The organism is Sphingobium bisphenolivorans (genome assembly GCF_000412635.1).
GTDB classification, from domain to species: domain Bacteria; phylum Pseudomonadota; class Alphaproteobacteria; order Sphingomonadales; family Sphingomonadaceae; genus Sphingobium; species Sphingobium bisphenolivorans.
This window is the reverse complement of sequence record NZ_ASTG01000003.1, coordinates 22,352-49,262: the sequence shown is the minus strand read 5'-3', so window position 1 is coordinate 49,262 and position 26,911 is coordinate 22,352. Positions and strand designations below refer to the sequence as shown.

Sequence of the window (26,911 nt, the reverse complement as noted above, 5' to 3'; positions counted from 1 at the left end):
TGCTTGCGGGCGCGAAGCCACAGAACTCAAACGCTTTTCGTGCGTTATGTCAGGAACGATAGTCCAAGAAGGCAGCGGCATTTTCATGGCGGTCCCGGTCCATTTCCCCGACGGCACGATCAGACAGGTTCCAGCGCAGCTAAAGCAAATCGCAGGAAGGAACGGCATAGCGGGCGCGACGTTCGAGCAAGTGCCGCTAAACTGTCACCAATCATGGAAATATCATCAGGTTGGGACACGATGGGTCGCCGTTCGGCGGATTGTGGGCGTAAGCCCCCTGCGCCTGCCGGTCGAGGACTGGTGGCAGTCGATCGCGACGATGGCGGACGAAAGGCCCGAGTTGCCGCAGAAGGCGGATCCGGTAATGCGATCGGCCGCGTGACCAGCGCCCGATGAGCATTGCATGGATCGCGACACGGCTGGCGGGTCTGCTGGAGCGGGGCAACATTCTCTATCTCGCCGACGACGACCAGCAGGCGGAGCGAGTGGCGGCCGCCCTGGCGGCGCTGATGCCGGGCGATCCGGTCATCTTCCTTCCGTCGAGCGACACATTGCCCGGCGACACGGCGCCTGCCTCCCCATCCAATGTCGGCCAGCGCGTGGCGGCACTGCACCGGCTGCGCTGCGCGAAGGGCAAAGTGGCGCTGGTCATGAGCGGTGAAGCGGCTGCGCGCGCCTATCCCGCCCCCGAGGCATTCGAGAGCGCGCCGCCCACGCTGGCTGTGGGCGATCCCCTGGTACTGGCGGAGCTGGCGGAACGGCTGACGGAGATTGGCTATTTCGCTGACGACCGCGTTGATGAGCCGGGCGAAATGGCCGTGCGCGGGGACGTCGCGGACATCTTTCCCGCCGACGCCGGCACGCCCGTTCGCGTCGAGGTGGCGGAAAAGCGAGTGGCGAGCCTGCGCACCTACGACCCGATCAGCCAGCGCGCCATCGAGGAACTTGACGGTATCGCGATCGGCAGGGCGTTGGAACCAACCACCGAAACTGCCGTCACCATCCTTTCCCATATCGAACCAGGGCAGGTCACCTGGTCGGCCAAGGCGGAAAAGCGGCGATTGCGCTTTCTGAAGCTCGCTGCCGATGCGCACGGCCGTGACGACCGTGCACCGCAGGAGGAGTGGGACGAAACCCTCCGGTCCTGGGAGACGGTGGCGCTGGATCAAGCGGCGGACGTGCCGCGCTTTGCCGAGAGCCGGTCGCCGCTGGCATCCTTCGCGCGTTTCGTAAAGCCGCTGCTGGAGGAAGGACGCAGTCTCATCCTGGCGGGCTGCGAGCGCGACCTGCGCTTCCTGCGCCGCAAGGTGGAGAAGCGGCTCGGCATCGAACTGGCCGAAGCGGCGGATTGGCAGGCGGTCACCGCCCTGCCGCCTGGTCGAGGCGCGACCATCCAGCTGCCGGTCGATGCCGGCTTCACCGACGATCGGCTGGTGCTCATCGCAGCGGCGGACCTGCTGGGAAGCCGCGCGATCGTCGATGATGCTGCGCCGGGTAGCGGGTCGATCTGGGTCAGCGCCTCGTCGGAGGTGCAACTGGGCGATGTGATCGTGCATGAGGATCATGGCGTTGGCCTCGCCCTTGGCTTGGAGACGGTCCCGGGCGAGGATGGCGGCGAGACGGAGATGATCGCGCTCGGCTATGCGGGCGGCACTCGCCGTCTGGTGCGCGTGGCCGAAGCTGACCGGATCTGGCGCTATGGCGGGGACGCCGATGCAGTCACGCTGGACAAGCTCGACAGCTCATCCTGGCAGAAACGGCGGGAAGCGATCGAGCAAGCCGTGGCGTCCACGGCCGAGGGTCTGGCCGAGATGGCACGGATCCGAACCAAGGCGAAGGCGCCGGAAATGGCTGCGGACGAGGCCGCCTATGAGCGGTTCGTCGGCGGCTTTCCCTTCAACGAGACGGCGGATCAGGCACGCGCTATCGCGGCCGTGCGCGACGATCTGGCGAGCGGGCGGCCGATGGACCGGCTTATTGTAGGCGATGTCGGCTACGGCAAGACGGAGGTCGCTATGCGGGCGGCGGCGATCGCCGCGCTCAGCGGCTATCAGGTCGTGCTGGCCGCACCGACCACGGTGCTGGTACGACAGCATCTGGAAGGTTTCGCCGCACGCTTTGTGCCTCTCGGGTTGAAGGTCGCGGGTCTTTCACGCCTGTCGAGCGCAGCCGAAAAGCGGGAGGTCAAGGTGGCGCTGGCGGATGGCTCCGTCGATATCGTGATTGGCACCGGCGCGGTCATGGGCAAGGGCGTCAGCTACAAGCGGCTCGGCCTCGTCATCATCGATGAAGAGCAGCGGTTCGGCGCGGCGGACAAAGCGCGTCTCCGCGGGACGGGCGGCGTCCATCTACTGGCGCTCAGCGCAACCCCCATCCCGCGCACCTTGCAGTCTGCGCTAGTCGGCCTGCAGGAAATCTCCGTCATCGCGACCCCGCCCGCACGGCGGCAGCCGATCCGCACCAGCATCGACAGTTTCGACGCGCAGCGCGTGCGCACCGCGCTGGTCCGCGAACATGGCCGCCGCGGGCAGAGCTTTGTCGTCGTGCCCCGGATCGAAGACATGGCGCCGCTCGGCGAAAGGCTGCGGAAACTGGTGCCGGAACTGTCGGTGGTGGAGGCGCATGGCAAGATGCCCGCCGCGCAGATCGACGCGACGATGGTGGATTTCGCCGACGGCAAGGGCGACGTGCTGCTGGCGACCAACATCATAGAGGCGGGGCTGGACGTGCCGCGCGCCAACACGATGATCGTCTGGCGCGCCGACCGGTTCGGCTTAGCGCAGTTGCACCAGCTACGCGGGCGCGTGGGCCGCAGCAACCGGCGCGGGCAAGTGCTGTTGCTCACCGATCCGGGCACGAAGATTGCGGAAAGAACGCTGAAGCGGCTCCGCACGCTTACGGCGTTTGATCGGCTCGGTGCGGGCTTCGACATCAGCGCGCGCGATCTCGACATGCGTGGCGCAGGCGATTTGCTGGGCGAGGCGCAGGCTGGCCATGTGAAACTGATCGGCGTCGATCTCTATCAGCATATGCTGGGAGCGGCGCTGCGCAGGGCGCGCGGCGAGGAGTGCGAGCGGTGGATGCCCGAAATCCACAGCGGGGCGGAGGGTTGCCTGCCGCAGAGCTGGATACCCGAGGAACCGACGCGGCTCGGCCTCTACGTGCGGCTGGCGCGGCTGAGTGATGCTAGCGCGATTGACGCGTTCGAAGAGGAGCTGCTCGACCGTTTCGGTCCGCTGCCGGATGCGGCGGAGACGCTGCTGGCGCAGGCGCGGCTGCGGCTGAGCGCGCGGGAGGCGGAAATCGCACGCATCGACGCGGGCGAGGCGGCGATCGCCCTCACCCCACGCGGCGATAAGCATGCCGGCTGCGCGAAGGCGGGACTGGAGGCGAAGAATGGGCGCTGGCTGCTGCGCGAGCCGACGGACACGGCGGAGCGGCTGGAGCGCGTCGCGGAACTGTTGGAGGAGGTGAAGGGATAAAGATTTTTAGATCAGGCGCCTCCCTCGACCGGCAATGACAGGGTGACGAGCAACCCCGGCGCGGCATCGCCCAGGATGAGCGTGCCGCCGTGCAGGCGCGCCACGGCGCTGGCGAGCGAAAGACCAAGGCCCGCCCCCGCGATATGGCGTGACGTGTCGAGCCGGGCAAAGCGGCTCAAGGCCTGTTCGCGCTGCGCCTCCGGTACGCCGGGGCCGTTGTCGGTTACCTGGATCAGGATCGCTCCCGCCTCGCGGTGCGCCGCCAGGGTGATGCGGTCACCGCCATATTTCAGGGCATTGTCGACCAGGTTGGAGAGCGCCTGCCCGACGATCTCGCGGTTCGCCCGGGCGATCAGGCCGCGCTCCACATCCACCCCGATGGTCGCGCCGCGCTCTTCCGCAAGCGCACCGTACATCTCCTGAAAATCGTTGAGCATCGCACCGACGTCCACGGCCATGAAACTGTCGCGGCCGATCCCCGCCTCCGCCCGGCTGATGAGCAGCGCGCTGTCGAGCATGCGTAGCAGCGTGTCGCTTTCCTCCAGCGCGCGTTCAAGCGCGCGGCTGCCTGCCTCGTCCGGATTTTGCCGCAAACTATTTTCCAGAACCGCGCGCAGCCGAGTGAGCGGGGAACGCAGGTCATGGGCAAGGCCATCAGTGACGAGCCGCAATTCGTCCACCAGCCCGGTGATCCGGTCCAGCATGGCGTTGATCGCCCGGCCGAGCGCATCGAACATGTCGCCGCTGCCTGTCAGGACGATGCGGCGCTGCATGTCGCCTGTGCCGACCGCCGCCGCCGTGTCCGTCACCGATCGCAGACGCCTTTGCATGATGGCGGCAGAAAACCACGCCGCCCCGGCCGCGAGCGGGATGGCGAGCAATACCGCGCTCAGCAACGCCGCCTCCAGAAAGCCTCCGAAGCGCAGATCGCTTTCCACGACATGGCCGGCCAGCAGGCGGGTGCCATCGGGAAAGCGGGTGCTGACGATGCCCAATATCTGCCGGTCGCTTCGACGCGGGCCGCTGTGCAGATTGAGCAGCCGCCAGCTTTCCGCCGTTCCCACCGTGGCTGGCCAGCGCTGAAGGTTGCCGGCGATGCGGCGGCCATCGGGACCGATCAGGAGGAGGACGGTGTCGGCGCCCGGATCGCCCTGGATGCGGCTGCGAACCGTCGCACCCGCCGCGTCCAGCCCGGCAGCGGCATAGGTGGCGGAGATATCGTCCCGCAGGCCTACCGCCACTTCGCGGCTGGCATGGTTCATCGACTTGCTGGTGAAGCTGTGCACCGCCCACAGCGACACGAGAACGCAGGCGATCTGCATCAGGAAGATGAGCGCGGCGAAGCGCCAGATGACCGAGAGCCGCCAGCGCATGAAGCGCATCAGGGCTTCGCGCTCAGGCGATAACCCGCGCCGCGCACGGTGTGGATCAGCGGCGCCTCCCCCTCCTCATCGATCTTGCGGCGAAGGCGGCTTATATGGACGTCGATCACATTCGTACCGGGATCGAAATGATAGTCCCATACGCCCTCCAGCAGCATAGTGCGCGTCACGACCTCATCCTGATGCCGCATCATGTAATCCAGCAGGCGGAACTCGCGCGGCTGAAGTTCGATCGGGCGATTGCCGCGCCTGACCTTGCGCGAAAGCAGATCGACCTGAAGATCGCCGCACGCAAGCCGCGTCTCCGCTGCCTGCCCGCCGCTCCCCCGGCGCAGCATGATACGCAGGCGCGCCAGCAGTTCTGCAAAGGCGAAGGGCTTGGCGAGATAATCGTCCGATCCGCCGGTCAGTCCCCTCACCCGCTCATCAGCGGTGGCAAGGGCGGAAAGTATCATCACCGGCGTCTCGATCCCGGCCGCGCGCAGGGCGGCGAGCACGGCCATGCCGTCCATGCCCGGCAGCATCCGATCCAGGATGATCGCGTCGTGGCTCGCTTCCGTCGCCATGAACAGGCCGTCACGGCCGTTGTCCACCCGATCGACGATGAAGCCTTCCTCGCCGAGCCCCTTGACGATATAGTCCCCAGTGGTGGCGTCATCCTCGATCAGCAGCACCTTGTAGCTCATAGGCGCTCTATCCAGCATCGGCTTGCTCCCGTCCAGAGCGCAGCACGTGGCCCGCAGCGCTCCTTCGTCCGCCATCAATCAGCCGCTGAAGGTCGAGCACAGCGCGCAGCATCGAAAAACCGGGCGGCCCGGCGATGAAGCGCGGCTCCCACACGGGAGCGAACTTCGCCTTATAGGCGCGCAGGCCCTTGAACCCATAAAAGCTGCCGCCATGCTGAAACAGCAGCGCGCCCGCCTTGGCCCAAATGGGCGACAGGCGCCGCGCCTCCAGCCCCGAAAGCGGCGCCATGCCCAGCGTGAACCAGCGATAGCCCTGCTCCTTGCCCCACAGCATCAGGCGGGAGAACAGGAAATCCATCATGCAGGCGGGCGCGTCCGTGTCGTGGCGCATCAGGTCCACCGACAGCTCATTGCGGTTTGCCGTCGACCAGATGTTGGCAAACGCGATGATGTGCCCTTCCCGCCGCAGGACCACGCAGTCGAAGCGCCGCATATAGCAAGGGTCGAAGCGCCCGACGCTGAAGGCCTTCTCGCTGCCAGCCTTTGCCTGAAGCCAGCGGTCCGATACCGCCTGCATCTCCACTAGCAGAGGGGGAATGTCGGCGGCGGCCACGATCTCGAAACTGACGCCTTCGCTCTCCGCCTTGCGGATGGCGTGGCGCAGCGGCTTGCCCCTTGGCCCTTCGGTGGTGAAGCCGGCAAGGTCGATCCGGGCCTCCTCCCCATATTTGACGATGGAGAGGCCAAGGTCGATCGCGAGCGGCAGGGAATCGAGGCTGAGCTGATAAAGGAGCAGCCTTCCCTGCACGGCGTCGGCCCGCTCGCGTATCTGCGATCTGCGCCAGCGCCTGCCCTCGCGAAGGAAGGGCGAGCGACCAGCCGAACAGGCGAACCGGGCGCGCGGTCCGGCCGAGCGCCAGCAGCAGGGCGGCGATAAACCCAAGCAGGGCAAGGCCAAGGGCATGCTGCACGGTGGTCGGCACATATATGTCGCCCGCCCTCACCGCCACCGGATGGACCGCCATGACCAGCGCGGCCAGCGTGACGACGCCACCCCAGAAGGCGAGGCTGGCCGAGGCGATGACGCGCGCGATATCTCCCGGCCCAAGGCCCGCCGCGCCGTAGATGCGGAACCTGGCCGATCCCCCGGTCAGCAGCGAAAGGCCAAGATTGTGGCTGAGCGTATAGCTACAGAAGGATGCAAGCGCAGCGGTACGCCACCTGACCGGACGCCCGATGATGCGCAGCGCCATATGATCGTAGAGGGTCAGCGACAGATAGCTGAAGATCGTGAACAGCAGAGCGGCCAATATGGCGGAGGGCGGGATCGCGTGGATCGCCCCGCGCAGGTCATGGCCGCGGACTTCGGCCAGAAGATGATCGACCATCGCGAAGCCCAGCATCGTCACCAGCAGCAGTCCGGCGATGATGAAGCTGCGGCGGTGGCGGGCGAAGAGGCCGTTGGGGCTGATAGCGAACATGGCGCGCGTCAGGACGCCAGCACGCCGTCGATCGCGCGCAGCAGGACGGCGCTGGCGGCATCGGCGTCATGGTGCAGTTCATGGCCGCCCGGCAGCCGGGCGATCGTGGCGTTAGGCTGGCGCAGCGCGGGGCAAAGGCTCGCCCGCTCCATCGCGCCATGGATGCAGAGCAGCGGCACCCAACTCAGCCGCCGGCCGGCCATCGACGCATCCTCCTCCGGCTCGCCCATCGAGAATATCTCGGACGGAGAGGCCCGCCACTCCCTCGTGGCGCCCGGCACGATCAGGCCGACAAAGGATATCCGCTTGCGCAAGTCGGTCGATACATAAGGCAGCGAGGGGGCGATCACATCGGCGCCGAAGGATTGCCCCAGCAGCAGCAGGCGGGCCTTGGGATCGATGGCGAGCGCGCGGTGCAGCCCCTCCGCGATCATCGCGCCGGTTTCCTCCGGCGTGCGGCGGACGTGGAAGAAATGCAGGCTGTTCTCGGCGACGACGGCGATGCCATGCCGGGTCAGGCGGTCGGCTATGTCGGGACCAAGCCCCGCATGGAAGCCCATGTCGCCCGACAGGTAAAGTGCGACGGCGCGCCGCTGTCCCGGCGCTGGGGCGGACTTAGCCGGCAGAACATCGAACAGGTGCCCGCCGATATAGCCGATATACCAGAGCCCCAGCAGGATTGCGGCTGCAAGGCCCAGCCCGGTGCGCGCCAGCGACTTCATGCAGCGCTGCTCCATTCCGGCTGCGCCAGCGGTTGGCCGTCCACCCGGCCGCTCCGCTCCAGCTTCCCCCAGCCCACCCACGGCCCGAGGATGGCGGTCGCCACGGCGCGGATGACGACGCCATACATGATTTGCCGATAGACGAAGCGCTGCGCCACCAGCAGTAGCGCGGGGTAGCGCCGCTCGCGCGGTTCGAGGCGGTAGGCGACCGCGCCGCACAACACGTCGATGGCAGTGAAGGCCAGCCAGTAAAGGCCCATGCGCAGCACGTCGCTCTGTGTCTGCGCCCAGCCATGCTGGTGCACGCGGATCATCGTGTCGATAGCGCTCGCCACCAGCGCAAGATCGATGATGGGTGAAACAAGCGCGAAGCCGATCTGAAACAGCCATGCTTGCGGCAGGCCAACCCACGAAAGGCCGGCAGGCTTTCCTTCCCGCCAGATTCGGCGGTGCTTCCACAGGCATTGCAGCGTGCCATAGGCCCAGCGGAACCGCTGGCGGGCAAGCGTACGGAAACTTTCCGGCGCTTCGGTCCAAGCGACTGCCTCGCTGTCATAGGCGACCCGCCACCCGGCGCGCTGCACCGCGATGGTCAGGTCCTGATCCTCCGCCAGCGTATCGACGGGATAGCCGCCGACCTCATCCAGCGCCGCGCGCCGCCATGCGCCGACCGCGCCGGGCACGACCGTGATCGCATCGAACCGCGCGAGAGCACGCCGCTCCAGATTCTGAGCGGTGACATATTCGACCGCCTGCCAGCGGGTGACGAGGTTGACGCGATTGCCCACCATCGCGTTGCCCGCGACCGCACCGACCTGATCGTCGGCGAACCAACGGGCCAGCCGGGCGATGGTCAGCGGCTCGAATTGGGTGTCGGCATCAAGCGCGACGATGATGGGCGCATGGGCGATGGTAAGCGCGCGGTTGAGCGCAGCGGCCTTCCCGCCATTTTCCAGGGTGAGCAGGCGGACGCGCGGGTCGGCGGCGAAGGCCCGGTCCACTATGGCGCTGGTCGCGTCGGTCGAACCGTCATCGACCACGATGATCTCCAGCTTGACGCCCTCGCTCGCCAACACGCGACGGACGGACGCCTCTATCACCTTGGCCTCGTTGAACGCGGGGATGATCACGGAGACGAAGGTGCCGGGCTGCATCGCTGGCGGCTCGATCCGATTGGCGCGCAATCGACTGCCCAACGCGAGCGCCGCCAGCATCACCGCCCGACCGATGCCGAGCAGGATGACGACGAAGAACAGCCATTTGAGCGCGACCGCGATTCCCGCGAACAGAAGGAAGATGCCGACGTCGATTCGCACCGCGGCGAGGTCCGCTCCGCCGATCGGGGGCATCACCTGCGTCGGGGTAAGACCGGCGAGCGCTGATACGGTGACGAAGCGATAGCCCTTGGCCTCCAGCCCCCGAATGATGCGGGGCAGCGCCGCGACCGTCTGGGCCCGGTCGCCGCCGCTGTCGTGGAGAAGGACGATCTGCGCCGATCGATCGGTATTGCCGCCTTCGACCTGGCGGAGCGTGCGATCGACGATGGCGTCCACGCCCGGCCGCGTCCAGTCGCCCGGATCGACATGCAGGCCGACATTCAGATAACCCGCCCGCTGCGCCTGCAAGGCCGGACCGATCTCGTCCGCGCTGGTCGGCTCGGCATCACCGAAATAAGGTGCGCGAAACAGGCGCATCGCCCGACCGGTATAGGCCTCGACCAGCCGCTGTACGCCGTTCAGTTCGAGCGAGACGCCCCGCTCCGACACCTGCGCCAGATTGGGGTGGGTGTAGCTGTGGCTGCCGATCTCGCTGCCCTGGGCGATGATCCGGCGCAGCAGGCCAGGGTGCATCATCGCATTTTCGCCGATGACGAAAAAGGTCGCGGGCACATGCGCGCGCTGCAATATGTCGAGGATCGGCGCCGTCCACACCGGGTCCGGGCCATCGTCGAAGGTCAGCGCCGCCAGATGCGGGCGGTAGCCGGTGCGGCGGATCACGTAAGGCGTCGGCAGGCTGGCGAAATGTTCGTCGATAATAAGCCCGCGCGCCGGTCCGCTGCCCATGCGCACGGTACGGCGGCCGATGGTGGGCACGTCGTCTATCCGCAATATCTCGCCATTGCCATCGACATCGACGGAGTTGAAGCTTGTGAGGCGCCCCAAACCGGCGATTGCGTCCCTCTTCCCCTGCGCCAGCGCGGACCAGTAGCCCGGATCTTCCGAGCCGAGTCGCCACAATGCCACTCCGCTCGCACCCGCTTGCCGCGCCGCGCGGAGCTGGTTCCAACCGCTTGCGGCGTCGAGCATCCAGACATGGTGGACCGATCCTCCTTCCGCATAGTCAAAGCTGGCATTGCCGCTCGCCGGATCGAAGCGAATCGGCGCGCCGGAATCATGCGCCGTCAGCCAGGCATCCTCGATCGAGAGCGCGGCGGCATTGCCCCCGCCTTCGGTCCAATCATAGGCATAGTTGCCGATGGCGACGATCGCCTTTGCCGGCGGCACCACGCGTAGCGCGTCATGCAGTCGCTGCACGAACCATGGCTGCGCCGAGATGGGGCCCGGCGTATCTCCGATATAATGTTGGTCGTAATCCATCAGGAAGACGCGATCGGCCATCCGGCCAAAAGCGGCGAGGTTCCAGCTGGCATCGCCCACCGGGACCGTCAGCATCAGCGGCAGATGACGGGCGCGCAGTTGCGGCGCGGCCTGCCGGAGGAAGGCCAGATAGTCCCTTTGTGCTGAGGCGGGCAGCGCCTCCAGGTCGAAAATCACCCCGGACGCGTGTAGCCCGGCAAGCGCCGGGAACAAGCGATCCAGCAAAGCCTGCCGCGCGCGCGGATCATGGAGCAGGGCGGCGGTTCCAGCGCTGTCCCACACGCCATCGTCGACATTCTGAACCACCGGCATGACATGGGGCCGACGCCGCGCGGCGCGGATGGTCGAAGCAAAGAGCGCGTCGTTCGCCACATGCAGCGCATGGTTCCTGCCGCTGATCGAGAGCAGCGCTGGTGCTACCCAGTCGAGGTCGCCGACATGCTGGCGCAGCGAGGCCCGGCTGGCGTCATCCCATGGCACGTAGAAGGCGACACTGACTGGGTGCGTGGACAGCGCGTGGCCGGCATGAGGCATCCACCCGGCGAGCCCGTGGCGCAGGGACCTGCCTATATGTCCCAGCTTCTGCCCGATCCCCTCGGGCCTCGGCCGCTCCATGCGCAGAGGGACCGCCGGGGGCACCGGCACGTTGACGATGGTGAAGGCGAAAGCCATGCCGGCGCCAAGGATCAAAAGGAGCGTCAGGAACAGGAGGGGTAGAGTCAGGCGGCGCCGGCGCCCGCTGGCATCATAGAAGACTGGCCTCTGCATCGGGCACTCATCTGACTGGAGAGGCGGCGCAACAGGGGTGAGCGCCGCCTCTCACTTACGTGGCCATCATGCGACCGGGGCCTGTAATAGAGTACGCTCGCGGACGGGAGCATGAGCGTGGCATTACGGATTTTTCATGAAAAGGGCTGCCGCACGAGCAACCGTGAACAACGAAACCGATCAGTGTGAACAGGATTGATCTATTCTAACTACTGTTCGATCAGCCTATGACAAAGGGGCTGGGCCGGGTGATCTTCGTTTGGGTCGCACCCCATTGTCCGGTCCAGCACCTACCCTCCAAGCTTCGACAGGATGAAGGCGAGCAGGAAGCCGGCCACCGCGATTAGGCCCGAATATTCGTGTGTTTCCTCCGTTGCCTCCGGGATCATCGTGTCGACCAGCATGGCGAGAATCGCGCCCGCCGCGACGGCCATGGTCGCCGCGATGATGTCGGGACTGGCGCCCGCCAACGCCAAATTGCCGAACGCCGCCGCAATGCCTGAGGCGAGCGCAATGCCGCCCCACACCAGGAAAATATAGAATGGCCCGCGTCCTGCCTTCTTCATGCCGGCCGCGCTGGACAGTCCTTCGGGAACATTCGACAGGAAGACAGCGACCACAGCCACCATGCTGACCCCGCTGCCCGCGAGCAGGCTGACCCCGATGACCACCGATTCCGGTATGCCGTCCAGCAGCGCGCCGACGGCGATCGCCGTGCCCGATCCATCGCTCGCCGCCTGCTGGCTCTGACCGGGATTGGAGCCGGACCGCTTGCGGTGCTTGGCCCCGCGCCTGCTCACCAGGATATTGGCGAAGGTGTAGGCGGCGGCGCCCGCCAGAAAGCCGAGCGCCGAGGAGTCGAAACCGCCCCTCCGGTAAGCTTCATCCATCAGGTCAAAGGCGACGGCGGAAATCAGCACGCCCGAGCCGATCGCCATGACCGCAGCTATCAAGCGCTGCGGCAGGTTGATGTAATAGCCGATCGCCGCGCCCAGCAGCAGTGCGGAGCCGCCCAGCAGCCCCCATAAACCTGCCTGGATCGGCATGGGGATCATGATCGCAGGCCCTGCTGCAAGACGTTCTCCCGGCGCTTCCTTCCTCTCTTATTCACAGTGCGTTATGTCGATCTTGGTTCCCGCGGCCCTTTGGATTAGGGAGTGCAAAAAGCCCGGTGGCGTCTGCTTTAAGCAACTTAACCTGGGTAAGCGGCGTTTCTCCGCCTACTCACGCCAGCGCTGGGCCGGGCGTCTCGATAGCTAGGGAAAGTGGTTTTAAGTGGCGGAGCTGGACAAGGTTGATCTTACGAATTGCGATCGTGAACCGATTCATCTTCTTGGCGCGATCCAGTCACCCGGCTTCCTGATCGCCGTCAGCACCGACTGGATCATCGCACGGGTTTCGCGAAATATTCGCGACCTGCTCGGCCATGATCCGGAGGCGTTGATCGGCACTCCCCTGCCCGACTATATTCCGGCCGGGCTGCTGCACGATCTGCGCAACAAAATTTCCTATCTGTCGGAACCCGACATGGTTGAGCGGCTGTTCGCCTGTCAGATCGGCACGTCGGGCCAGCCCTATGACGTCGCCGTCCATTTTTCCGGCAACCAGATCATCATAGAGGCGGAGCCCGGCATGCCCGCCGGCGGGGATTCGACGAGCGCCGTGCGCGCGATGATGTCGCGCCTCGACCGGACGAAGGATATCCAGACCTTCTATCGCGAAGGCGCGCGGCAGGTCCGGACTCTGCTCGGCTATGACCGGGTGATGGTCTACAAATTCGCCGGCAGCGGCGCGGGCGAGGTCGTCGCCGAAGCGTGCAAACCCGGCATCGGCAGCTTCCTTGGCCTCCACTATCCGGCCAGCGATATCCCGAGGCAGGCACGCGAGCTTTACAAGCGCAATCTGGTGCGCGTCATTCGCGACGTGAACTCCCAGCCGATCGGCATCGTGCCGGAGATCGACGCGGCCGGCCAGCGGCTTGACCTGTCGCTCTCCATCCTGCGGTCGGTCTCGCCGATCCATATCGAATATCTCAAGAATATGGGCGTCGCCGCCTCGCTTTCCATCTCCATCGTCGTGGATGACGAGCTTTGGGGCCTGTTCGCCTGCCATAATTATTCTCCCCGCTCCCCGACATTCGAGCGGCGATCGGTATGTGAGCTGTTCGCCGAAATGTTCTCCATGCGGCTTGAAGCGCGGGAGCGGCGGCAGATCGCCGATTATGAACGCCGTGCGCGCGACATTTCCGACCAGCTGCTCGGCGCCGTCGCCTCCGACGAGACGCTGCTGAACGATCCCGACTGGCTGGGCGACATATTGGTGAGCGCGATTCCCGCCGATGGCGTTGGCATCTGGATCAACGGCAATTATGCCTTTTCCGGATCGACACCGCCGACGGAAGATTTCCGGCGGATCGTGCGCGCGTTGAACGGGCTTGCGGCCGGGCGCGTCTATACCACCGACCATATCGGCGGGCTGATCGAGGATGCGGGCCGCTTTGCCGATGCCGCCGCCGGCTTGCTCGCGATCCCGATCTCCCGTTCGCCGCGCGACTATGTGGTACTGTTCCGGTCCGAGTTGAAGCAGTCGGTGCGCTGGGCGGGCGATCCGCACAAGCCGGTGGAATATGGACCCAACGGCCCCCGCCTCACCCCGCGCGAGAGTTTCGCGGAATGGCAGGAGAATGTCGAGGGCCATGCCGAGCCCTTCTCCGCTTCGGAGGTGCGCGTGGCCGAGACGCTGCGCGCGACCTTGATCGAGGTGGTGCTCAGGCTCGCGGACGAAGCGGCGGCGGAACGACGCCAGTCCAACGCCCGTCAGGAAATGCTGATCGCGGAACTCAACCACCGGGTTCGCAATATCCTGGGCGTCATCCGGGGCCTTATCCGCCAGTCCCAGCCCGACAATGAGGAGGTCAAGGAGTTTGTGAAGCTGGTCGACGGCCGCATCCACGCCCTTGCCCGCGCGCATAACCAGATCACCGATGACCATTGGGGGCCTGCTCCCCTTGCCGCCCTTATCGATGCGGAGGCCGCCGCCTTCGCCGCCAGCCGGCAAAGCGCGATCATCTCGACCGGCAGCCCGATCCTGCTCAATCCGCAGGCCTATTCCACCATGGCGCTGGTCATCCATGAGCTTGTGACCAACTCCACCAAATATGGCAGCCTGTCCGGCGACGGCGAAGTGCACATCAACTGGCGCCGGGACCATGCCGGCGACCTTGTGCTGGTGTGGCAGGAGGTCGGCGGCCCGCCTGTCTCCCCGCCCAAGCGCAAAGGTTTCGGCACCACGATCGTCAACCGCTCCGTCCCCTATGATCTGGGGGGCAAGGCACGGATCGACTATGCGCCCGATGGGGTCCGCGCGGAATTCTGCATCCCCGCCCGGCATGTTTCCGAACCGAAAAGCTACGGGGGCCCAGAAATCCGCATCCCCCGGGCTGCCGTTTCCAGCCAGCAGGCGATCGATCCGGAACTGCTCGACAGAAAGTCCATCCTGCTGGTCGAGGACAGCCTGATCATCGCGCTCGACGCCGAGGATATATTGGACCGCTTCGGCGCTTCGGTCGCGACCGCCTCCACCCCAGAGGCTGCGCACGACATTCTCGACCGCGACCAGGTGGATTTCGCCATTCTCGACATCAATCTTGGCGATCAGACGAGCTTTGGTATCGCCGATCGCCTGACGGAACTGGGCGTGCCCTTTTTCTTCGCGTCCGGCTATGGCGAGCAGGCGAACCTGCCGATGGAGCATCGCTCGCGCATCGTCGTGCAGAAACCCTACACCACCCACAATATCGCCAAGGCTATCGACGATATGTTCGGCTGATCAGCGCGAACTATTCAAGCGAAGCGCGCCAGCAGTTCGTCCAGCAGGGGCCGCAGCCGCCTGATCTCCTCCTTGTGCGTGGCCGACAGGCTGGCGAGCAGTTCCAGCGCGCTCGGTGTCAGCTCGAGTTGAGCGCGTCGCCGGTCGGCCGCCATCGAATGGCGCGTCACCAGCCCCAGCTTCTCCAGGCGGTCGACCAGCCCCGTGGCGCTATGGGGCTTGAGCAGCAACCGCCTCGCCACATAGCCGACGGTCGCGTCTTCGCGCGGCGCGGCGCGCAGGGCAAGCAACGCCTGATGCTGCTGCGGTGTCAGCCCCTGTTGGGCCGCCTTCTCGCTGCTGAACGCCTGAAACTGTCGCAGGGCGAAACGGAACTCCGCCAGCGCGCCATAATCCTCGTCAGTCAGCTTGTCGGATTTCATGCTCATCTTCACCTTGAACTATATCGTATTGCGATATAATCGCACTGCTGCACCAACAAAGAGGGATTTGCATGATTCGGGAAGCCTCTGCTTCCGTTAAAGCGCCGACGCTTGGCGATCATAGTGCCGATCGACGCATGGTGATGCTGGCCGCCATGTCGCTGGTGGCTGGCATAGGCGGCGCGGCGGGCGCATGGGTGCTGCTCAAGCTGATCGCGATTGCGACCAACCTCTTCTGGTTCGGCCGCCTCTCCGTGCAGGAGTTGGACATGGCCGGCCAGGCGGGCGGCTGGGGCACGCTGCTGATCCCGCTGGCAGGCAGCCTGATCGTCGGCCTCATGGCCCGCTTCGGGTCGGAAAAGATACGTGGCCACGGCATACCCGAAGCGATTGAGACGATCCTGTTCGGTGAAAGCCGCCTGTCGTTGAGGGTCGCCGTCCTGAAGCCCCTCTCCTCCGCCATATCGATCGGCAGCGGCGGTCCGTTCGGCGCCGAAGGGCCGATCATAATGACCGGCGGAGCGATCGGGTCGCTGTTCGCCCAATGTTTTCACCTGAGCGCGGCGGAGCGCAAGACGCTGCTCGTGGCGGGCGCAGCCGCCGGCATGACCGCGATTTTCGGCACCCCGCTCGCCGCCATCCTGCTCGCGGTCGAGGTGCTGCTGTTCGAATGGAGGCCGCGCAGCTTTGTCCCCGTCGCGCTGGCGGTGCTGATATCCTTCACCATTCGGCCGATGCTGATCGGCAGCGGGCCAATGTTCGCGGCTGAGCTGCACGCGCCTGGCGGCGGTTGGGCGCTGGTCGCAGCGATCGGGCTCGGCCTGCTGGCGGGGTTGCAAGCGGCGCTGCTGTCGACCGCGCTTTATCGGATCGAAGACGACTTCCACCGGCTGCCCCTTCACTGGATGTGGTGGCCTGCAGTTGGATCGATGGCGGTCGGCGTCGGCGGCCTCGTCGACCCGCATGTGCTGGGCGCTGGCTATGCCAATATCCACGCGCTGTTCGGCAATGATCTGGAAGTTCGCGCGGTCGTTACATTGCTGCTGGTGAAGGCGTTGGTCTGGCTGATCGCGCTCGGGTCGGGCACCTCGGGCGGCGTCCTTGCGCCGCTGCTGATCCTGGGTGGAGCGCTCGGCTGCCTTGCGGGCCAATATCTGCCGGGCGACGCGGGCGTCTGGGCCATGATCGGCATGGCCGGCATCATGAGCGGGGCGATGCGCGCGCCCCTCACCGGCGCGCTGTTCGCCGCCGAGCTGACCGGCAGCTTCGGCGCGCTGCCGCTCTGCCTCGCAGGCGCGGTGGGCGCCTATGCGATCAGCGTGCTGCTGATGCGGCGGTCGATCCTGACGGAGAAGATCGCGCGGCGCGGCAGGCACATCTTCCAGGAATATAGCGTTGATGCGCTCGACCTGCTGCAAGTGCGCGAGCTCATGACCACCGATCCGCAGACGCTGCCCGGAACCATGCCGGTCAGCGCCGTAATCACTTTCTTCGCCGGGAAGGCGCGCCATCGAAGCTATCCTGTGGTGGATGAAGCCGGCCGCCTGCTGGGCCTCGTCTCCCGCAGCGACGCGCTGCGCTGGCAGGTCGATGGCGTGGACCCGGCGGCCTCTCTGGCGGAGAGCCTGTCCGACGCTTCGCAGCCCTTCGCCTTCCCCGACAGCCCCAGCGGCACCGTCGCGGACCTGATCGTGCAGTCCGGCATAGGGCGCATCCCGGTCGTCGACCATGACAGCCGCCGCGTGATCGGCATCCTGTCGCGCCAGGATCTGCTGAAGGCGCGTCACAAGGTGCGGCGAGCCGAGTTGGCCCGCGCCCGTGCCATCGAATGGAAGCGGGGGATGTCTGCGAACGCGCCGCTATAGGCGCGGCACGGCCACATGGAGGCGGCGGTAGCGCGCCTCCACCAGGCTGAACAGGCCGAACAGCGCCAGGCCGATTGCGACGATCAACAGCAGCAGAGCGCCATGTTCCTGCTCGCGCAACTGACGAAGGGCCGCGCCGATGCCGCCTGCCTCGTTCGGGTCATGCTGCACCACCACATTTACGAGGAACCAGGCCATCATCGCGAAGACGAGCGCGCGGGCGGCATAGCCGACGCGGCCCATCCATCGCACCTGCCGCGGCGCAGGCACATCACCGCTCAGTTCATCGAAGCTCGCCTTATAGGCCTTCACCGCCTGCGCCGCTGCGGTCGCGAGCAGGCCGATTCCGACGACGATCAACAGCGCTGGCCCTGCCGGCTGGTCGAGCAGCCAGGCGGACCAGCTTTGCGCGGTCTGGTCGCCGGGGCTGCCATTTGGGGAGGGTTGCTGGCGCATGGCGAGTTTGACGGCGGCAACCGCAAGCCCGATGTGGATCAGGCCGCTGAGCGCATAGCCCACCCGCTCTAACCTGCCCTTCATATTCTGTCGCCGAAGTTCGGGATCGAGCGCCGCTTCGGCCAACCGCCAGAAAGCATAGCCTGCAAAGCCAAGCGCACAGAGCAAGAGCAGCACTCGACCCACTGGAGCATCGGCCATGGTTCCCATGACGCCCTGATTGTCGCTGGGCCTGCCGCCGTTCAACGCTGCATCTAGCGCGAATATGCCGACCAGCAGATAGACCAATCCGCGCGCGGCGAAGCCTAGCCGGGCAAGGATCGTAAGCCATCCCGCAGGACCGTCTCGTCTTTCCATCATCTACCTCCGTGAAGGAAACGCGAAGCTGCCTGCGAAGTTGCCGCAGCGCCGCCTCGTGCGGGCCCTCGGCCGCGAAAAGTTTTTTCATGTCGCAAGCGGAATCCTTGGCACCGGGACCAGCGGGCGAAGTTCCTTCGCCAGGAGAGTAACGTGGCTGAAAAGATCGTTTCCATCGGCTTGCTGACGGCCAAAGATCTTGAGCGCCTGGGTCAAGGGTTCAGGCGGCATTTTCCCGTGCAGGATGACGACCAGTTCAAGGACCTGCTTGCCAAGCTAGACAAACTACCGTCCATCGACTTCAAGCGGCGTGACAAAGCACGATGAAGAACGGGCCGCGGAAATTTGGCCGGGCCCTATTGCTTGCGGCGATCATCCTGTTGGTCCTCGCCATCACCGCGATGATGATCCATTCCAGTATCGAAGCGCCCGACCCTGCTTCCCGCACGCCAAAGGGCGCGATGCCGCCGGAGGGCGAACCGATGCGGCCGACCCCGTGAGGGAAGTCAGCCGCAAAGGGTCGAGGGAGGCGGGCGGACCCGCCTCCCTCAGCTTCTCAGTAGGTGGTCGACTTGCTCCGTGACGAGCTATGCCCGCCATTGCGGTACAATATGTCGCGCACGGCTTCCGCACTGACATTGCCGTCACTGTTGTTGACCGACACGAACACCGCGCCATCCTTCATCCGCTCATTATAATAGCCGGCATCTTCCCGGCTGACGCCATGCTTGGTCAATGTTTCGTTCAGCGTCCCAGCTGCAGCGCCAGCGGCAGCGCCGATCGCCAGCGCTTCGGGCACGGCCGATGCAGCGATGGCACCCGCCGCCGCCAGGGGTCCGACGCCGGGGATCGCCAGCGCAGCAACGCCAAGGCCCGCACCAAGAGCTCCTCCGCCCAAAATGCCGCGCAGGATATTGCGATGGCTCTCGTCCGTAATCTCGCCATCGCCGCTCGTGGTGGTCGTGGTTCCACCATGATGAGCGATGACCGACAAGGCATTGTCGCTGACACCGGCGGTGCGAAGCTCCGCCACAGCGCGCTCGGCCTCTGCGTGGGTGTCGAACAGGGCGGAAATGACGCTATCGCTCATAATATACTCTCCTTTTGGTTGGTGATGATCGTTCAAGCCTGGGGCGGGCCGTCCTGATAGGCTGGGGTGGTGCTCTGGAAAGGCTGCGGCTGTTGGCCTGATGAACTGGTCTCGCCGCCTTGCTGAAGGCTGCTGTCGGCCTTGTCGACCAGCCCATCCTTCGCCTCGCGCAGCTTGTCGGTCAGCGCGTCCTTCTGTTCACTGGCGGCGGCGCGCGCCTTCTCTCCCAACGGTCCCAGCTTTTCCTGCTCGGTCCTGCTGAGCGGCACCACCGATCCCAGCGCCGCCCCGACGGCCGCAGCGATCAGCCCGCCGACGAAGGGGTTGCTGTCGTAGAGACTTTTGGCCCTGTCGCTTGCCTGCGCCGCAGCGCGCCCGGCGGCGTGGCTCGCCTGCGACACGGTGCGCCCTGCGGCGTCGTATGCCTGCCCCGACGTCTGCGCCCAGGCATGACGCTTTTCGCGGAACTTGTCGGTGACGTCGTCCAGCCGCTGGCGGAAGCCATTATCATCCTCGTCGTGCCGGCGTTCCACCATCAGATAATTGGCACGCGCGGCATCACGCCTCCGCTGATAGGCGACCACATCCTCGCCATCGCGCATTTCGACCGCGGACATATGCTCCACATAGTCGCGATGATGGGGGTCGACATGGCCGTCGCTCTTTCCGCCGCCCTTCGAACGGAAGCTCGGCAATTTCGCGTCATTGTCGCTGATCAGCCAGATCGTCCCGGCCGCGATCAGGCCGAGGGCGAGGGGATTGCGCCGCGCGCCGTCCAGCAGCATCCGCGCGTCGACATTATTGTCGTCGGCCTTGTCCAGCAGCGCGTTGAACAGGTTGCGCGGCGTCAGTTGATCGCCGATCCTGTCGATGGTGCGGCTCATATCCTCCTGCGTGCGGCGGATGTCGCGCTCGATGGCGTCGGGGTCCCGTTCTACGGTGTCGGTCATGATCTATGCTCCGGATTGAGGTCGCCGCGCAGCGCAGCAGGCGTGCGCTCCAGCGTGTGTTGGGTGCGTTCGGGCGTCAGTTCACTCGCACGCATCTTCTCGATCGCGCTGCGATAGAGGATGAAGGCGACGATAAGGGTGACGATGCCGACGATCAGCGTGGCAAGTCCAAGATGGTCGATGGCATCGGCCAGTAGATAGGCGAGCCCCATGAGCAGCACTCCCAATCCGGCGATGCCCACGACGGCGGCGCCTGCAATCGCGCCGACGGCCACCTTCACCCCGGTCGCGGACTCCCGCACCTCTGCCTTCAAAAGCGCGAGTTGCTGTTCGGCGAGGTGGGTACCCTGCCCCATCAGGGAGCGGAGCAGGGAAGCGATATCCTCTTCTCTACCCACGCCGGCACCGGGGGGCACGACCCGGTCATATTGCGGGTCGGTCATATCACGCCTCCCCCCTGGATATTCGGCGGCACTTGCGCGGTTTCGGGCGAATAGTAGGATGCGGTTGGCGCTGGCACAGCGGTGCTACCGAAGCCGGCACTGCTGCCCGCATCCGCCTCTGCGCGGAATATCCGGCTAACGGCAAAGCCCGCCGCCGCGCAGGCCGTCAGGAAGGTGACAGGATTGTCCCGCGCCAGTTGGCGGACGTTGCCGACCAGTTCGCGCGAATCCTGCTGCTCGATCCTGTCGGCGAGCCGCTGAATCTGCTGCGCGCCCTGTTCCAGCGTCGATTTGAGCCAGGCGGGCGAGTTGCCGCCACCCAGTTCCGCAGCCGCCTTGTCGATGGCGGAGGAAACCGATCGGGCCTGATCGGCCAGCGGCGCCTTGCGCGTATTGACCTCATCATGGAGCCGATCCTTGGCCGCGCCGGTCAGGTTGCGGGCATCGTCGCGCAATTCGTTGCGCAAGTCATCCCGATCTTCGGATTGGGTCTGCATAGTTCATCTCCTGGACTGCCGCTGATGAACAGTGCGAGGAGAGGCAGGTTCCACTCGTCTCAAAACTTTGCGGTGAAATGTTCTTTAGGGCGAACATTAGCAGTTCTTGAGCTTAGCAGCCGCGAATAAGGATCAGGATAAATTAAAGTATGTTATCATCGCGAATCCGGGTGATGTCCAATGATCGCCGAAACCAACGCAATTCGCTCGACATGCCTGTACGCTTCGCCTTCCAGTTCCTCACCGAAGACGTCAGGATCGATCTCCGCATAGCGGAGCCGGCAACCCTTCTCCTGGGCCAGGCTCGCCAACTGCTGGTGCAGGCGATCCTCGCCAGCGACGATCGCGCTACCCGTATAGAGAATGAAGCGTCCGCCGGCCGCAAGGCGCGGCACTGCCTGCCGAGCCATCTCCAGCGACACCTCGCCGCCATGCAAGTCGCCGCCGTCCCGATAGCTCCTGCCGGCGTTGTCCGCGATATAGGGCGGGTTGGCAAGGATCAGGTCGAAATTCCCTTCAAGGGACGAAATATCCCCCGTCTGGAAGAAGCGCGCCTTTACGCCTGCCGCCCGCGCATTCACCTCGGCAAGGCGCAGCGCGACAGGGTTGATGTCCGTCATCGCGATCTGGAGCGAGGGACGGAGATGCGCCGCGACAATGGCTCCGACACCTGCGCCTGTCCCGATGTCGACCAGCCGCCCTCCATCGTGCCGCGGACAGCCGCCAAGCTCATCGGCGATCAGGCGGGCGAAGCGATAGCTGTCGGGGCCGAAAAACACTGCGTCCTGGCCGGTAGTGGGGTAAGCCGAATGGAGGAAAAGATCGTCGCCCAGCGAGGACACGCGGACTCTGCTCTTCGCGCCTCCCTTGTGCCGTTCCACCAGGCGACCCTCTTCCAGCATGCGCCACAGCACAGGGTCGATCTGACGGGGATCGAACGGCAGCGACCAGCCGAAAATGTCCCGGAGATTTTCGGCTTGGCGACCCCCTTCCCTCGTCAATATGCGGGCGTGAGTGGCAGGCGTCGGCGTGACGAACCGATAGTCCCGCTCCTTCAGATACTCGAGCAGCGCGGCTATCGCACCGCCCTCAGCCCATTCGCCGCCGCCCGATAAAGCGCTTTGCACATCCGCATCCACACATCGTCTCCACTTGACGCTGGCTCAACGTCGAGGCGTGCCGGTCGGATCCAAGAGCTGCGTCAGGTGCGACTGAAGCGCCAGCGGTCTGCGTCGCTCTCCTCGGCGTCGAAGCTATAGCCGTCGCTATCGAAGCCGCGCATCGCCTCTATGTCGGACACATGATGCTCGCACATCCAGCGCGCCATCATGCCGCGAGCGCGCTTGGCGTTGAAGCTTACGAAGCGCGGGCCGTTCGGTCCGGGTTCGCGAAACTCGACCTCGATCACGCGCACGCCGGGCAGGCGGCCCTTCACCGCGGCGAAATACTCGAGGCTGGCGAGGTTGAGCACTACGCCCGATCCTTCCTCGGCAAGCTGGGCGAGCAGATGCTGGGCGATGCGATCGCCCCACCAGTCGGTCAGGCTCTTGTGGCGCGGTGCCCATCGCGTGCCCATTTCAAGACGATAGGGGCGAATGGCGTCGAGCGGCCGCAGCAGTCCATAGAGGCCCGACAGCATGCGGACATGATCCTGTGCGAAGGCGACGCCCGCCTCGTCCAGCGTATCGACCCCGAAGCCCGTGTACACGTCTCCGGCAAAGGCGAACAATGCCGGGCGCTCCGGCAGATCGGCAAAATCGCGGAAGCGGTCGGCGTTGAGCTTGGCGAGCCGGGGCGAGATGTGCATCAGTTCCGACAATCGCTTCTGCGTTAGCTTCGACGCTGATCGCGCGAGCCCCTGCGCCTCCTCGGCGAAATGCGGGATGGAGGGTTCGAGCGGCGGCAAGGTGCGCTCGAAATCGAGCGTCTTGGCAGGGGACAACAGGGCGATCATCGGCGCGGCGGTAGCGGCAGCGCGCGTGGGCGTCAAACCGGCGGCTGCGCCCGCGCGTGTCTTTGCAACGGCTAAAGCGGCAATCCCACATAATTTTCCGCGATGGTCGTCTGCGCCGCGACGGAGGACGCGATATAGTCCAGGTCTGCCAGCTGCATCCGGCGGTCGAACGCGTCATTGTCGGGGAAGCGATGCATCAGCCTGGTCAGCTGCCAGGAAAAACGCTCCGCCTTCCAGATGCGGGCGAGCGCTTTTTGCGAATAGCCTGCGATGGCATCCGCGTCGCGGTGGGCGAAATAGCGGATCAGGGCTTCTGAGAGATAATGAACATCCGACGCTGCCAGATTGAGGCCTTTGGCCCCGGTCGGCGGAACGATATGCGCGCTGTCGCCGGCCAGCATCAGCCGGCCATGGCGCATCGGCTCGAACACATAGGAGCGCAGCGGGGCAATGGACTTTTCCAGCGCCGGACCGCGCGTAATGTGCGCGGCGGCCTCCGGACCCAGCCGTGTCGCCAGCTCGTCCCAAAGCCTGTCGTCGGGCCAGTCCTCCAGCTTCTCGTCCAGCGGCACCTGCACATAATAGCGGCTGCGCGTTTGCGACCGCATGGACGCGAGTGCAAAGCCCCGCTCGTGATTGGCGTAGATGAGTTCATGGTTGCAGGGGGGCACATCGGCAAGGATGCCGAGCCAGCCGAACGGATAGACTTTCTCATAAGCGGTCGCGACCGACGCCGGGATCGCCCGCCGCGAGGGACCGTGAAAGCCGTCGCAGCCGCAGATGAACTCGGCATCGACGCGATGGGTCGCGCCATCCTTGCTGTAGGTCAGGTAAGGCGCGTCGCTCTCCACATCGAACAGGGCGACGTCAGCGGCCTCATAGATGATCGACAGCCCACGCTCGGGCGCCGCCTCCATCAGGTCGCGGGTCAATTCGGTCTGCCCATAAACCATCACCTGCCGCCCGGTCAGCGCGGCGATATCGATCCGGATCAACCGCTCCCCATCCGCCAGATGGAAGCCGTCATGCGGCAGCCCCTCGGCATGCATCCGGGCACCCAGGCCAAGCCGGTCCATCAGGTCGGTCGTGGTACGTTCCAGCACTCCGGCGCGGATACGGCCGAGTACATAATCGGGCGAAGCGCGCTCGACAACGACGACGTCCAACCCTTCAGCCCTCAGCAGATGGCCCAGCAGCAGACCCGCCGGTCCCGCGCCCACGATAGCGACTTGCGCCTTCATGACATTCCTCTCGAAAGCATCCTTCTGAGCGCGGATCATGCCGCGCCGCGCTCTTGCAGGACAGGGCGGGAGCGGTGTAAAAGATGGACGATCCGACAGTTTTTTGGCTGCTCACCTCCATGTCATCCATCGCCCCCACCAACGCCGTTCCCAATTTCTACCTCTATGGAGAGCCGCAACGCTCGGTTGCGGAGGGCTTCGTTCATGTCGAGAGCCTGGATGATCGCTCGCGCCCCAGCGAATGGACGATCCAGCCGCATATTCATCGCGACCTTAACCATATCATCCTGATCGCGCAGGGCGGCGGGTCAATGCGGGCCGAAGGACAGACGGCGCATTTCAGGGCGCCCTGCCTGCTGCTGATTCCCGCCACGGTCGTGCACGGCTTTAGCTGGGCCAGTGAATCCCGCGGGTGGGTGGCGACCATGGCGGAGAACTATCTTCATCACCTGCTTGAACGCGACCCCGACCTCGCCCGGCTGTTCCGGTCGGCGCGCGCGGTGCCGCTGCCGCCGGAGGATGGCGCCCCGATCGAGCGGCGCATGGAGCAGCTGGCGCAGGAACTGGGCTGGTCGCACGCGGGACAACGCGCGATGGTTGAGGCGCTGCTGCTCTCCATCATGGTCCAGGCGCTGCGCCGCTCGACCCTCAGCGACACGCAGCCAGTCGGTGGCCGGCGCCACGCTGCCCTTGTCGCTCGGCTGCGCGAGCGGGTCGAGCAGCGTTTTCGCGAGCGGGAGCCTGTCGCGATGTACGCCCGCGCGCTGGGCGTCAGCGAAAGCGCGCTGCGCCAAGCCTGCGCCCGCATCGCCGCGCGCTCGCCCGCCGCCATATTGGACGAGCGGGCGCTGCTGGAAGCGCGGCGCCTGCTGCTCTATTCCAACATGAGCGTCAGCGAAATAGCCTTTGCCCTCGGCTTCGACGATCCAGCCTATTTCTCGCGCTTCTTCGCCCGTCACGCCGGCAAGTCTCCGCGTGCCTGGCGCACGGAGCGCAGTGACGATGCTGGCACCTGATACCGAAGGTCGGCTGCCAACCCTCACCGGTGTTCATCACCGGCATACGCGGCGACATGGCGCAGCTGTCGGTACCGACCGGCGCTATGATGCGGTTCTGCAGCAGCATGGCCAGATCGACGTCCTGTTCGCCAGCGTCGGCGGCGGGGAGCCGCTCCTGTCAGCGCGATCGATGAAGCCTCAGCCTGCGGGGGCGATCCGTCCGGCCGGCTCGCTCTCGGCATGGACGCTTTCACGGCATTCCTCCTCATGCACCGGGATGAGCAGCTTCGCCTTGCGCCAGCCGCCCTGGAGATAGACCACCCCCGCCAACAGCAGCGCCATGCCCGACCCTGCCGGCAAACTGAGCCACAGCGCATTTTCCCCAAGGCGCGGATAGCCGAGATGATAGAAGCCGAGCCGGACAGCGAAGAGGGTGAAGATGAGGATCAGCAACGGCTTCACCACGACGCCGTTGGCGCGCATCACCCCGAACAGGATCATGGTGCAGCCGAACAGCATGAAGCTCCAACTGGCGAGCAACTGCATGTTCCAGGCCGCCTCCATCGCGGCGGCGTTGCTGCCGAGGAAGAGCGATAGCAAAGGAGCGTGAAAAAGCAGGATCACCGCGACCATCGCCCCGGTGATCAGCAGTAGATAGCTTAGGCCATAACCGGTGATCCGGCTGATCCTGTCCCACCGGCCCGCACCGACATTCTGCGCGGCCATGGCGCTGACCGCCGCGCCCATCGCCATGGCGGGCATCTGGAGATAGGTCCATATCTGCTGCGCGGCGCCGTAAGCGGCGGTGAGCAGAAACCCCTCCCGGTTGACGAGGCCGATCATCATCAGGCCAGACCCCGACATGACGATCATCTGCAAGCCCATCGGCAGCCCCTTGCCCAGCAGCACGCGCATCTGCTCGGGCGCCGGACGCAGATAGGCGAACTCCCGGCCGCGCAGGCGCAGCGGCAGATCCTTGGCATAGATATAGAGGATCAGCCCGATCAGGCTGATGAGGCCCGCCGCCGCCGTCCCGGCCGCCGATCCGCCGATGCCCAGCGCTGGGATTGGGCCAAATCCCAGTATCAGCACTGGGTTGAGGATGAGGTCGACGCCGACGCTCACGAACATGAAGATCAGCGGCGTGCGGGCGTCGCCAGTGCCGCGCAGGCCCATCATCATCATGACGCTGAGCAGAGTCGCAGGCATGGCGATGAAGATCACCCGCAGATAGGTGAGAGCCATGGCGAACGCCTCGGCCGGAGTCGCCAGCAGCCGCAACAGTGCGGGCGCGCCGATCCAGCCCGCCATCGCCACCACGATCCCCAAAAAGGTGCAGAACCCCACCGCCGATCCGAAGGCACGGCGCGCGCCGTCAAGGTCGTCGCGTCCCACCGCCTGCGCGATCATCACCGTCGATGCCATGCCGAAGCCGAACACGACGGAGAACATCAGAAACATGGTGATATTGGCATTGGCCGTCGCCGCCAGTGCCTGCGCACCTAGAAAACGCCCGACCCAGATGGCGTTGATCGACCCGTTGAGCGACTGGAGGATATTGGACGCCAAAGTAGGGGCGGCGAACAGCAACAGGGTTGAGCCGATCGGCCCTCGCGTCAGATCCTTTCCGCCGCGGCCCTGTGCCTCCATAACTCTCCCCTCCCTTGCTCATGACTATCCAGTTCGCCCCGT

23 protein-coding genes are annotated in these 26,911 nt (G+C 65.5%); 7 read left to right on the top strand and 16 right to left on the bottom strand.

Annotation, left to right across the window (positions count from 1 at the left end):
- Window positions 1-392: 392 nt before the first annotated feature.
- A complete protein-coding gene (locus L858_RS0102515; RefSeq protein WP_022681573.1) occupies window positions 393-3,482 on the top strand; it encodes a helicase-related protein in 3,090 nt (1,029 codons plus the stop codon).
- Window positions 3,483-3,493: 11 nt separating this feature from the next.
- Here L858_RS0102515 and L858_RS19410 read toward each other — a convergent pair whose 3' ends face one another.
- Genes L858_RS19410 through L858_RS22170 form a run of 3 tightly spaced genes read right to left on the bottom strand, consistent with a single transcriptional unit; the run spans window position 3,494 to window position 6,493 of the window.
- Window positions 3,494-4,855 carry a sensor histidine kinase gene (locus L858_RS19410; RefSeq protein ID WP_238564908.1) on the bottom strand — a complete coding sequence of 454 codons (1,362 nt, stop codon included), beginning with the start codon at window positions 4,853-4,855 and terminating at the stop codon, window positions 3,494-3,496.
- Between the two features lie 8 nt (window positions 4,856-4,863).
- Window positions 4,864-5,550: a winged helix-turn-helix domain-containing protein gene (locus tag L858_RS0102505; protein WP_022681571.1), complete on the bottom strand. Its 687-nt coding sequence runs from the start codon at window positions 5,548-5,550 to the stop codon at window positions 4,864-4,866.
- Window positions 5,551-5,557: 7 nt separating this feature from the next.
- Window positions 5,558-6,493 carry a phosphatidylglycerol lysyltransferase domain-containing protein gene (locus tag L858_RS22170; protein ID WP_238564907.1) on the bottom strand — a complete coding sequence of 312 codons (936 nt, stop codon included), beginning with the start codon at window positions 6,491-6,493 and terminating at the stop codon, window positions 5,558-5,560.
- A 29-nt stretch (window positions 6,494-6,522) separates the two neighbouring features.
- Between L858_RS22170 and L858_RS22165 the strand changes: the two genes are divergently transcribed.
- Window positions 6,523-6,675 carry a hypothetical protein gene (locus L858_RS22165; protein WP_238564906.1) on the top strand — a complete coding sequence of 51 codons (153 nt, stop codon included), beginning with the start codon at window positions 6,523-6,525 and terminating at the stop codon, window positions 6,673-6,675.
- A gap of 364 nt (window positions 6,676-7,039) precedes the next feature.
- On the opposite strand, the gene L858_RS0102495 is transcribed toward L858_RS22165, so the two are convergent.
- From L858_RS0102495 to L858_RS0102485, 3 genes are all read right to left on the bottom strand, one after another.
- Window positions 7,040-7,753, bottom strand: coding sequence for an AcvB/VirJ family lysyl-phosphatidylglycerol hydrolase (locus L858_RS0102495; protein ID WP_022681568.1), 714 nt, complete (start codon window positions 7,751-7,753; stop codon window positions 7,040-7,042).
- Window positions 7,750-11,118 (bottom strand): trifunctional glycoside hydrolase family 18/polysaccharide deacetylase/glycosyltransferase family 2 protein, encoded by a 3,369-nt coding sequence (locus L858_RS19405; RefSeq protein ID WP_022681567.1) that lies wholly within the window; start codon window positions 11,116-11,118, stop codon window positions 7,750-7,752. The genes L858_RS0102495 and L858_RS19405 overlap by 4 nt, the downstream gene beginning before the upstream one ends.
- Window positions 11,119-11,408: 290 nt before the next feature.
- Window positions 11,409-12,173, bottom strand: coding sequence for a ZIP family metal transporter (locus tag L858_RS0102485; protein ID WP_037504255.1), 765 nt, complete (start codon window positions 12,171-12,173; stop codon window positions 11,409-11,411).
- Window positions 12,174-12,393: 220 nt separating this feature from the next.
- Here L858_RS0102485 and L858_RS0102480 point away from each other — a divergent pair, with 220 nt between their 5' ends.
- Window positions 12,394-14,946 (top strand): HWE histidine kinase domain-containing protein, encoded by a 2,553-nt coding sequence (locus L858_RS0102480; RefSeq protein ID WP_022681565.1) that lies wholly within the window; start codon window positions 12,394-12,396, stop codon window positions 14,944-14,946.
- 14 nt (window positions 14,947-14,960) lie between these two features.
- Here the strand turns inward: L858_RS0102480 and L858_RS0102475 are convergent, their stop codons facing one another.
- Window positions 14,961-15,368 (bottom strand): MarR family winged helix-turn-helix transcriptional regulator, encoded by a 408-nt coding sequence (locus tag L858_RS0102475; protein ID WP_152639754.1) that lies wholly within the window; start codon window positions 15,366-15,368, stop codon window positions 14,961-14,963.
- Between the two features lie 71 nt (window positions 15,369-15,439).
- On the opposite strand from L858_RS0102475, the gene L858_RS0102470 reads away from it, so the two are divergent.
- The gene (locus tag L858_RS0102470; RefSeq protein ID WP_022681563.1) at window positions 15,440-17,233 is read left to right on the top strand and encodes a chloride channel protein; all 1,794 of its coding nucleotides are present in this window, start codon (window positions 15,440-15,442) and stop codon (window positions 17,231-17,233) included.
- Here the strand turns inward: L858_RS0102470 and L858_RS19400 are convergent.
- On the bottom strand, window positions 17,228-18,049 hold the full coding sequence (locus tag L858_RS19400; RefSeq protein ID WP_081643273.1) for a DUF1206 domain-containing protein: 822 nt from the start codon (window positions 18,047-18,049) through the stop codon (window positions 17,228-17,230). The two genes, L858_RS0102470 and L858_RS19400, sit on opposite strands and share 6 nt — an antisense overlap.
- Before the next feature lie 150 nt (window positions 18,050-18,199).
- Here L858_RS19400 and L858_RS21165 point away from each other — a divergent pair, with 150 nt between their 5' ends.
- Window positions 18,200-18,373 (top strand): hypothetical protein, encoded by a 174-nt coding sequence (locus tag L858_RS21165; protein WP_238564905.1) that lies wholly within the window; start codon window positions 18,200-18,202, stop codon window positions 18,371-18,373.
- Window positions 18,370-18,546, top strand: a complete 177-nt coding sequence (locus L858_RS21870; protein WP_022681562.1) for a hypothetical protein — start codon at window positions 18,370-18,372, stop codon at window positions 18,544-18,546. Before L858_RS21165 ends, L858_RS21870 begins: the two co-directional genes overlap by 4 nt.
- Before the next feature lie 56 nt (window positions 18,547-18,602).
- Here the strand turns inward: L858_RS21870 and L858_RS19395 are convergent, their stop codons facing one another.
- The 7 genes from L858_RS19395 to pobA all read right to left on the bottom strand — a co-directional run bounded on the left by L858_RS19395 (window position 18,603) and on the right by pobA (window position 24,221).
- Window positions 18,603-19,136: a hypothetical protein gene (locus tag L858_RS19395; protein ID WP_022681561.1), complete on the bottom strand. Its 534-nt coding sequence runs from the start codon at window positions 19,134-19,136 to the stop codon at window positions 18,603-18,605.
- 32 nt (window positions 19,137-19,168) lie between these two features.
- Window positions 19,169-20,086 carry a DUF3618 domain-containing protein gene (locus tag L858_RS0102445; RefSeq protein ID WP_022681560.1) on the bottom strand — a complete coding sequence of 306 codons (918 nt, stop codon included), beginning with the start codon at window positions 20,084-20,086 and terminating at the stop codon, window positions 19,169-19,171.
- Window positions 20,083-20,529: a phage holin family protein gene (locus tag L858_RS0102440; RefSeq protein ID WP_022681559.1), complete on the bottom strand. Its 447-nt coding sequence runs from the start codon at window positions 20,527-20,529 to the stop codon at window positions 20,083-20,085. The genes L858_RS0102445 and L858_RS0102440 overlap by 4 nt, the downstream gene beginning before the upstream one ends.
- Window positions 20,526-21,026, bottom strand: a complete 501-nt coding sequence (locus L858_RS0102435; RefSeq protein WP_022681558.1) for a hypothetical protein — start codon at window positions 21,024-21,026, stop codon at window positions 20,526-20,528. The genes L858_RS0102440 and L858_RS0102435 overlap by 4 nt, the downstream gene beginning before the upstream one ends.
- Before the next feature lie 155 nt (window positions 21,027-21,181).
- A complete protein-coding gene (locus L858_RS0102430) occupies window positions 21,182-22,153 on the bottom strand; it encodes a methyltransferase (protein ID WP_238564904.1) in 972 nt (323 codons plus the stop codon).
- A gap of 74 nt (window positions 22,154-22,227) precedes the next feature.
- Window positions 22,228-22,980: a YaaA family protein gene (locus tag L858_RS0102425; protein WP_028055714.1), complete on the bottom strand. Its 753-nt coding sequence runs from the start codon at window positions 22,978-22,980 to the stop codon at window positions 22,228-22,230.
- A 71-nt stretch (window positions 22,981-23,051) separates the two neighbouring features.
- A complete protein-coding gene (pobA, locus tag L858_RS0102420; protein WP_028055713.1) occupies window positions 23,052-24,221 on the bottom strand; it encodes a 4-hydroxybenzoate 3-monooxygenase in 1,170 nt (389 codons plus the stop codon).
- Window positions 24,222-24,340: 119 nt separating this feature from the next.
- Here pobA and L858_RS0102415 point away from each other — a divergent pair, with 119 nt between their 5' ends.
- On the top strand, window positions 24,341-25,237 hold the full coding sequence (locus tag L858_RS0102415; RefSeq protein WP_028055712.1) for a helix-turn-helix domain-containing protein: 897 nt from the start codon (window positions 24,341-24,343) through the stop codon (window positions 25,235-25,237).
- Between the two features lie 180 nt (window positions 25,238-25,417).
- Here L858_RS0102415 and L858_RS0102410 read toward each other — a convergent pair whose 3' ends face one another.
- Window positions 25,418-26,869, bottom strand: coding sequence for an MATE family efflux transporter (locus L858_RS0102410; RefSeq protein WP_022681553.1), 1,452 nt, complete (start codon window positions 26,867-26,869; stop codon window positions 25,418-25,420).
- Between the last annotated feature and the right edge of the window lie 42 nt (window positions 26,870-26,911).

Coding starts and splice junctions, on each gene's coding strand:
- L858_RS0102515 (WP_022681573.1), top strand. CDS start 393: ATGAGCATTGCATGGATCGCGACACGGCTGGCGGGTCTGCTGGAGCGG.
- L858_RS19410 (WP_238564908.1), bottom strand. CDS start 4,855: ATGCGCTGGCGGCTCTCGGTCATCTGGCGCTTCGCCGCGCTCATCTTC.
- L858_RS0102505 (WP_022681571.1), bottom strand. CDS start 5,550: ATGAGCTACAAGGTGCTGCTGATCGAGGATGACGCCACCACTGGGGAC.
- L858_RS0102495 (WP_022681568.1), bottom strand. CDS start 7,753: ATGAAGTCGCTGGCGCGCACCGGGCTGGGCCTTGCAGCCGCAATCCTG.
- L858_RS19405 (WP_022681567.1), bottom strand. CDS start 11,118: ATGCAGAGGCCAGTCTTCTATGATGCCAGCGGGCGCCGGCGCCGCCTG.
- L858_RS0102485 (WP_037504255.1), bottom strand. CDS start 12,173: ATGATCCCCATGCCGATCCAGGCAGGTTTATGGGGGCTGCTGGGCGGC.
- L858_RS0102475 (WP_152639754.1), bottom strand. CDS start 15,368: ATGAAATCCGACAAGCTGACTGACGAGGATTATGGCGCGCTGGCGGAG.
- L858_RS0102470 (WP_022681563.1), top strand. CDS start 15,440: ATGATTCGGGAAGCCTCTGCTTCCGTTAAAGCGCCGACGCTTGGCGAT.
- L858_RS19400 (WP_081643273.1), bottom strand. CDS start 18,049: ATGATGGAAAGACGAGACGGTCCTGCGGGATGGCTTACGATCCTTGCC.
- L858_RS21870 (WP_022681562.1), top strand. CDS start 18,370: ATGAAGAACGGGCCGCGGAAATTTGGCCGGGCCCTATTGCTTGCGGCG.
- L858_RS19395 (WP_022681561.1), bottom strand. CDS start 19,136: ATGAGCGATAGCGTCATTTCCGCCCTGTTCGACACCCACGCAGAGGCC.
- L858_RS0102445 (WP_022681560.1), bottom strand. CDS start 20,086: ATGACCGACACCGTAGAACGGGACCCCGACGCCATCGAGCGCGACATC.
- L858_RS0102440 (WP_022681559.1), bottom strand. CDS start 20,529: ATGACCGACCCGCAATATGACCGGGTCGTGCCCCCCGGTGCCGGCGTG.
- L858_RS0102435 (WP_022681558.1), bottom strand. CDS start 21,026: ATGCAGACCCAATCCGAAGATCGGGATGACTTGCGCAACGAATTGCGC.
- L858_RS0102425 (WP_028055714.1), bottom strand. CDS start 22,980: ATGATCGCCCTGTTGTCCCCTGCCAAGACGCTCGATTTCGAGCGCACC.
- pobA (WP_028055713.1), bottom strand. CDS start 24,221: ATGAAGGCGCAAGTCGCTATCGTGGGCGCGGGACCGGCGGGTCTGCTG.
- L858_RS0102415 (WP_028055712.1), top strand. CDS start 24,341: ATGTCATCCATCGCCCCCACCAACGCCGTTCCCAATTTCTACCTCTAT.
- L858_RS0102410 (WP_022681553.1), bottom strand. CDS start 26,869: ATGGAGGCACAGGGCCGCGGCGGAAAGGATCTGACGCGAGGGCCGATC.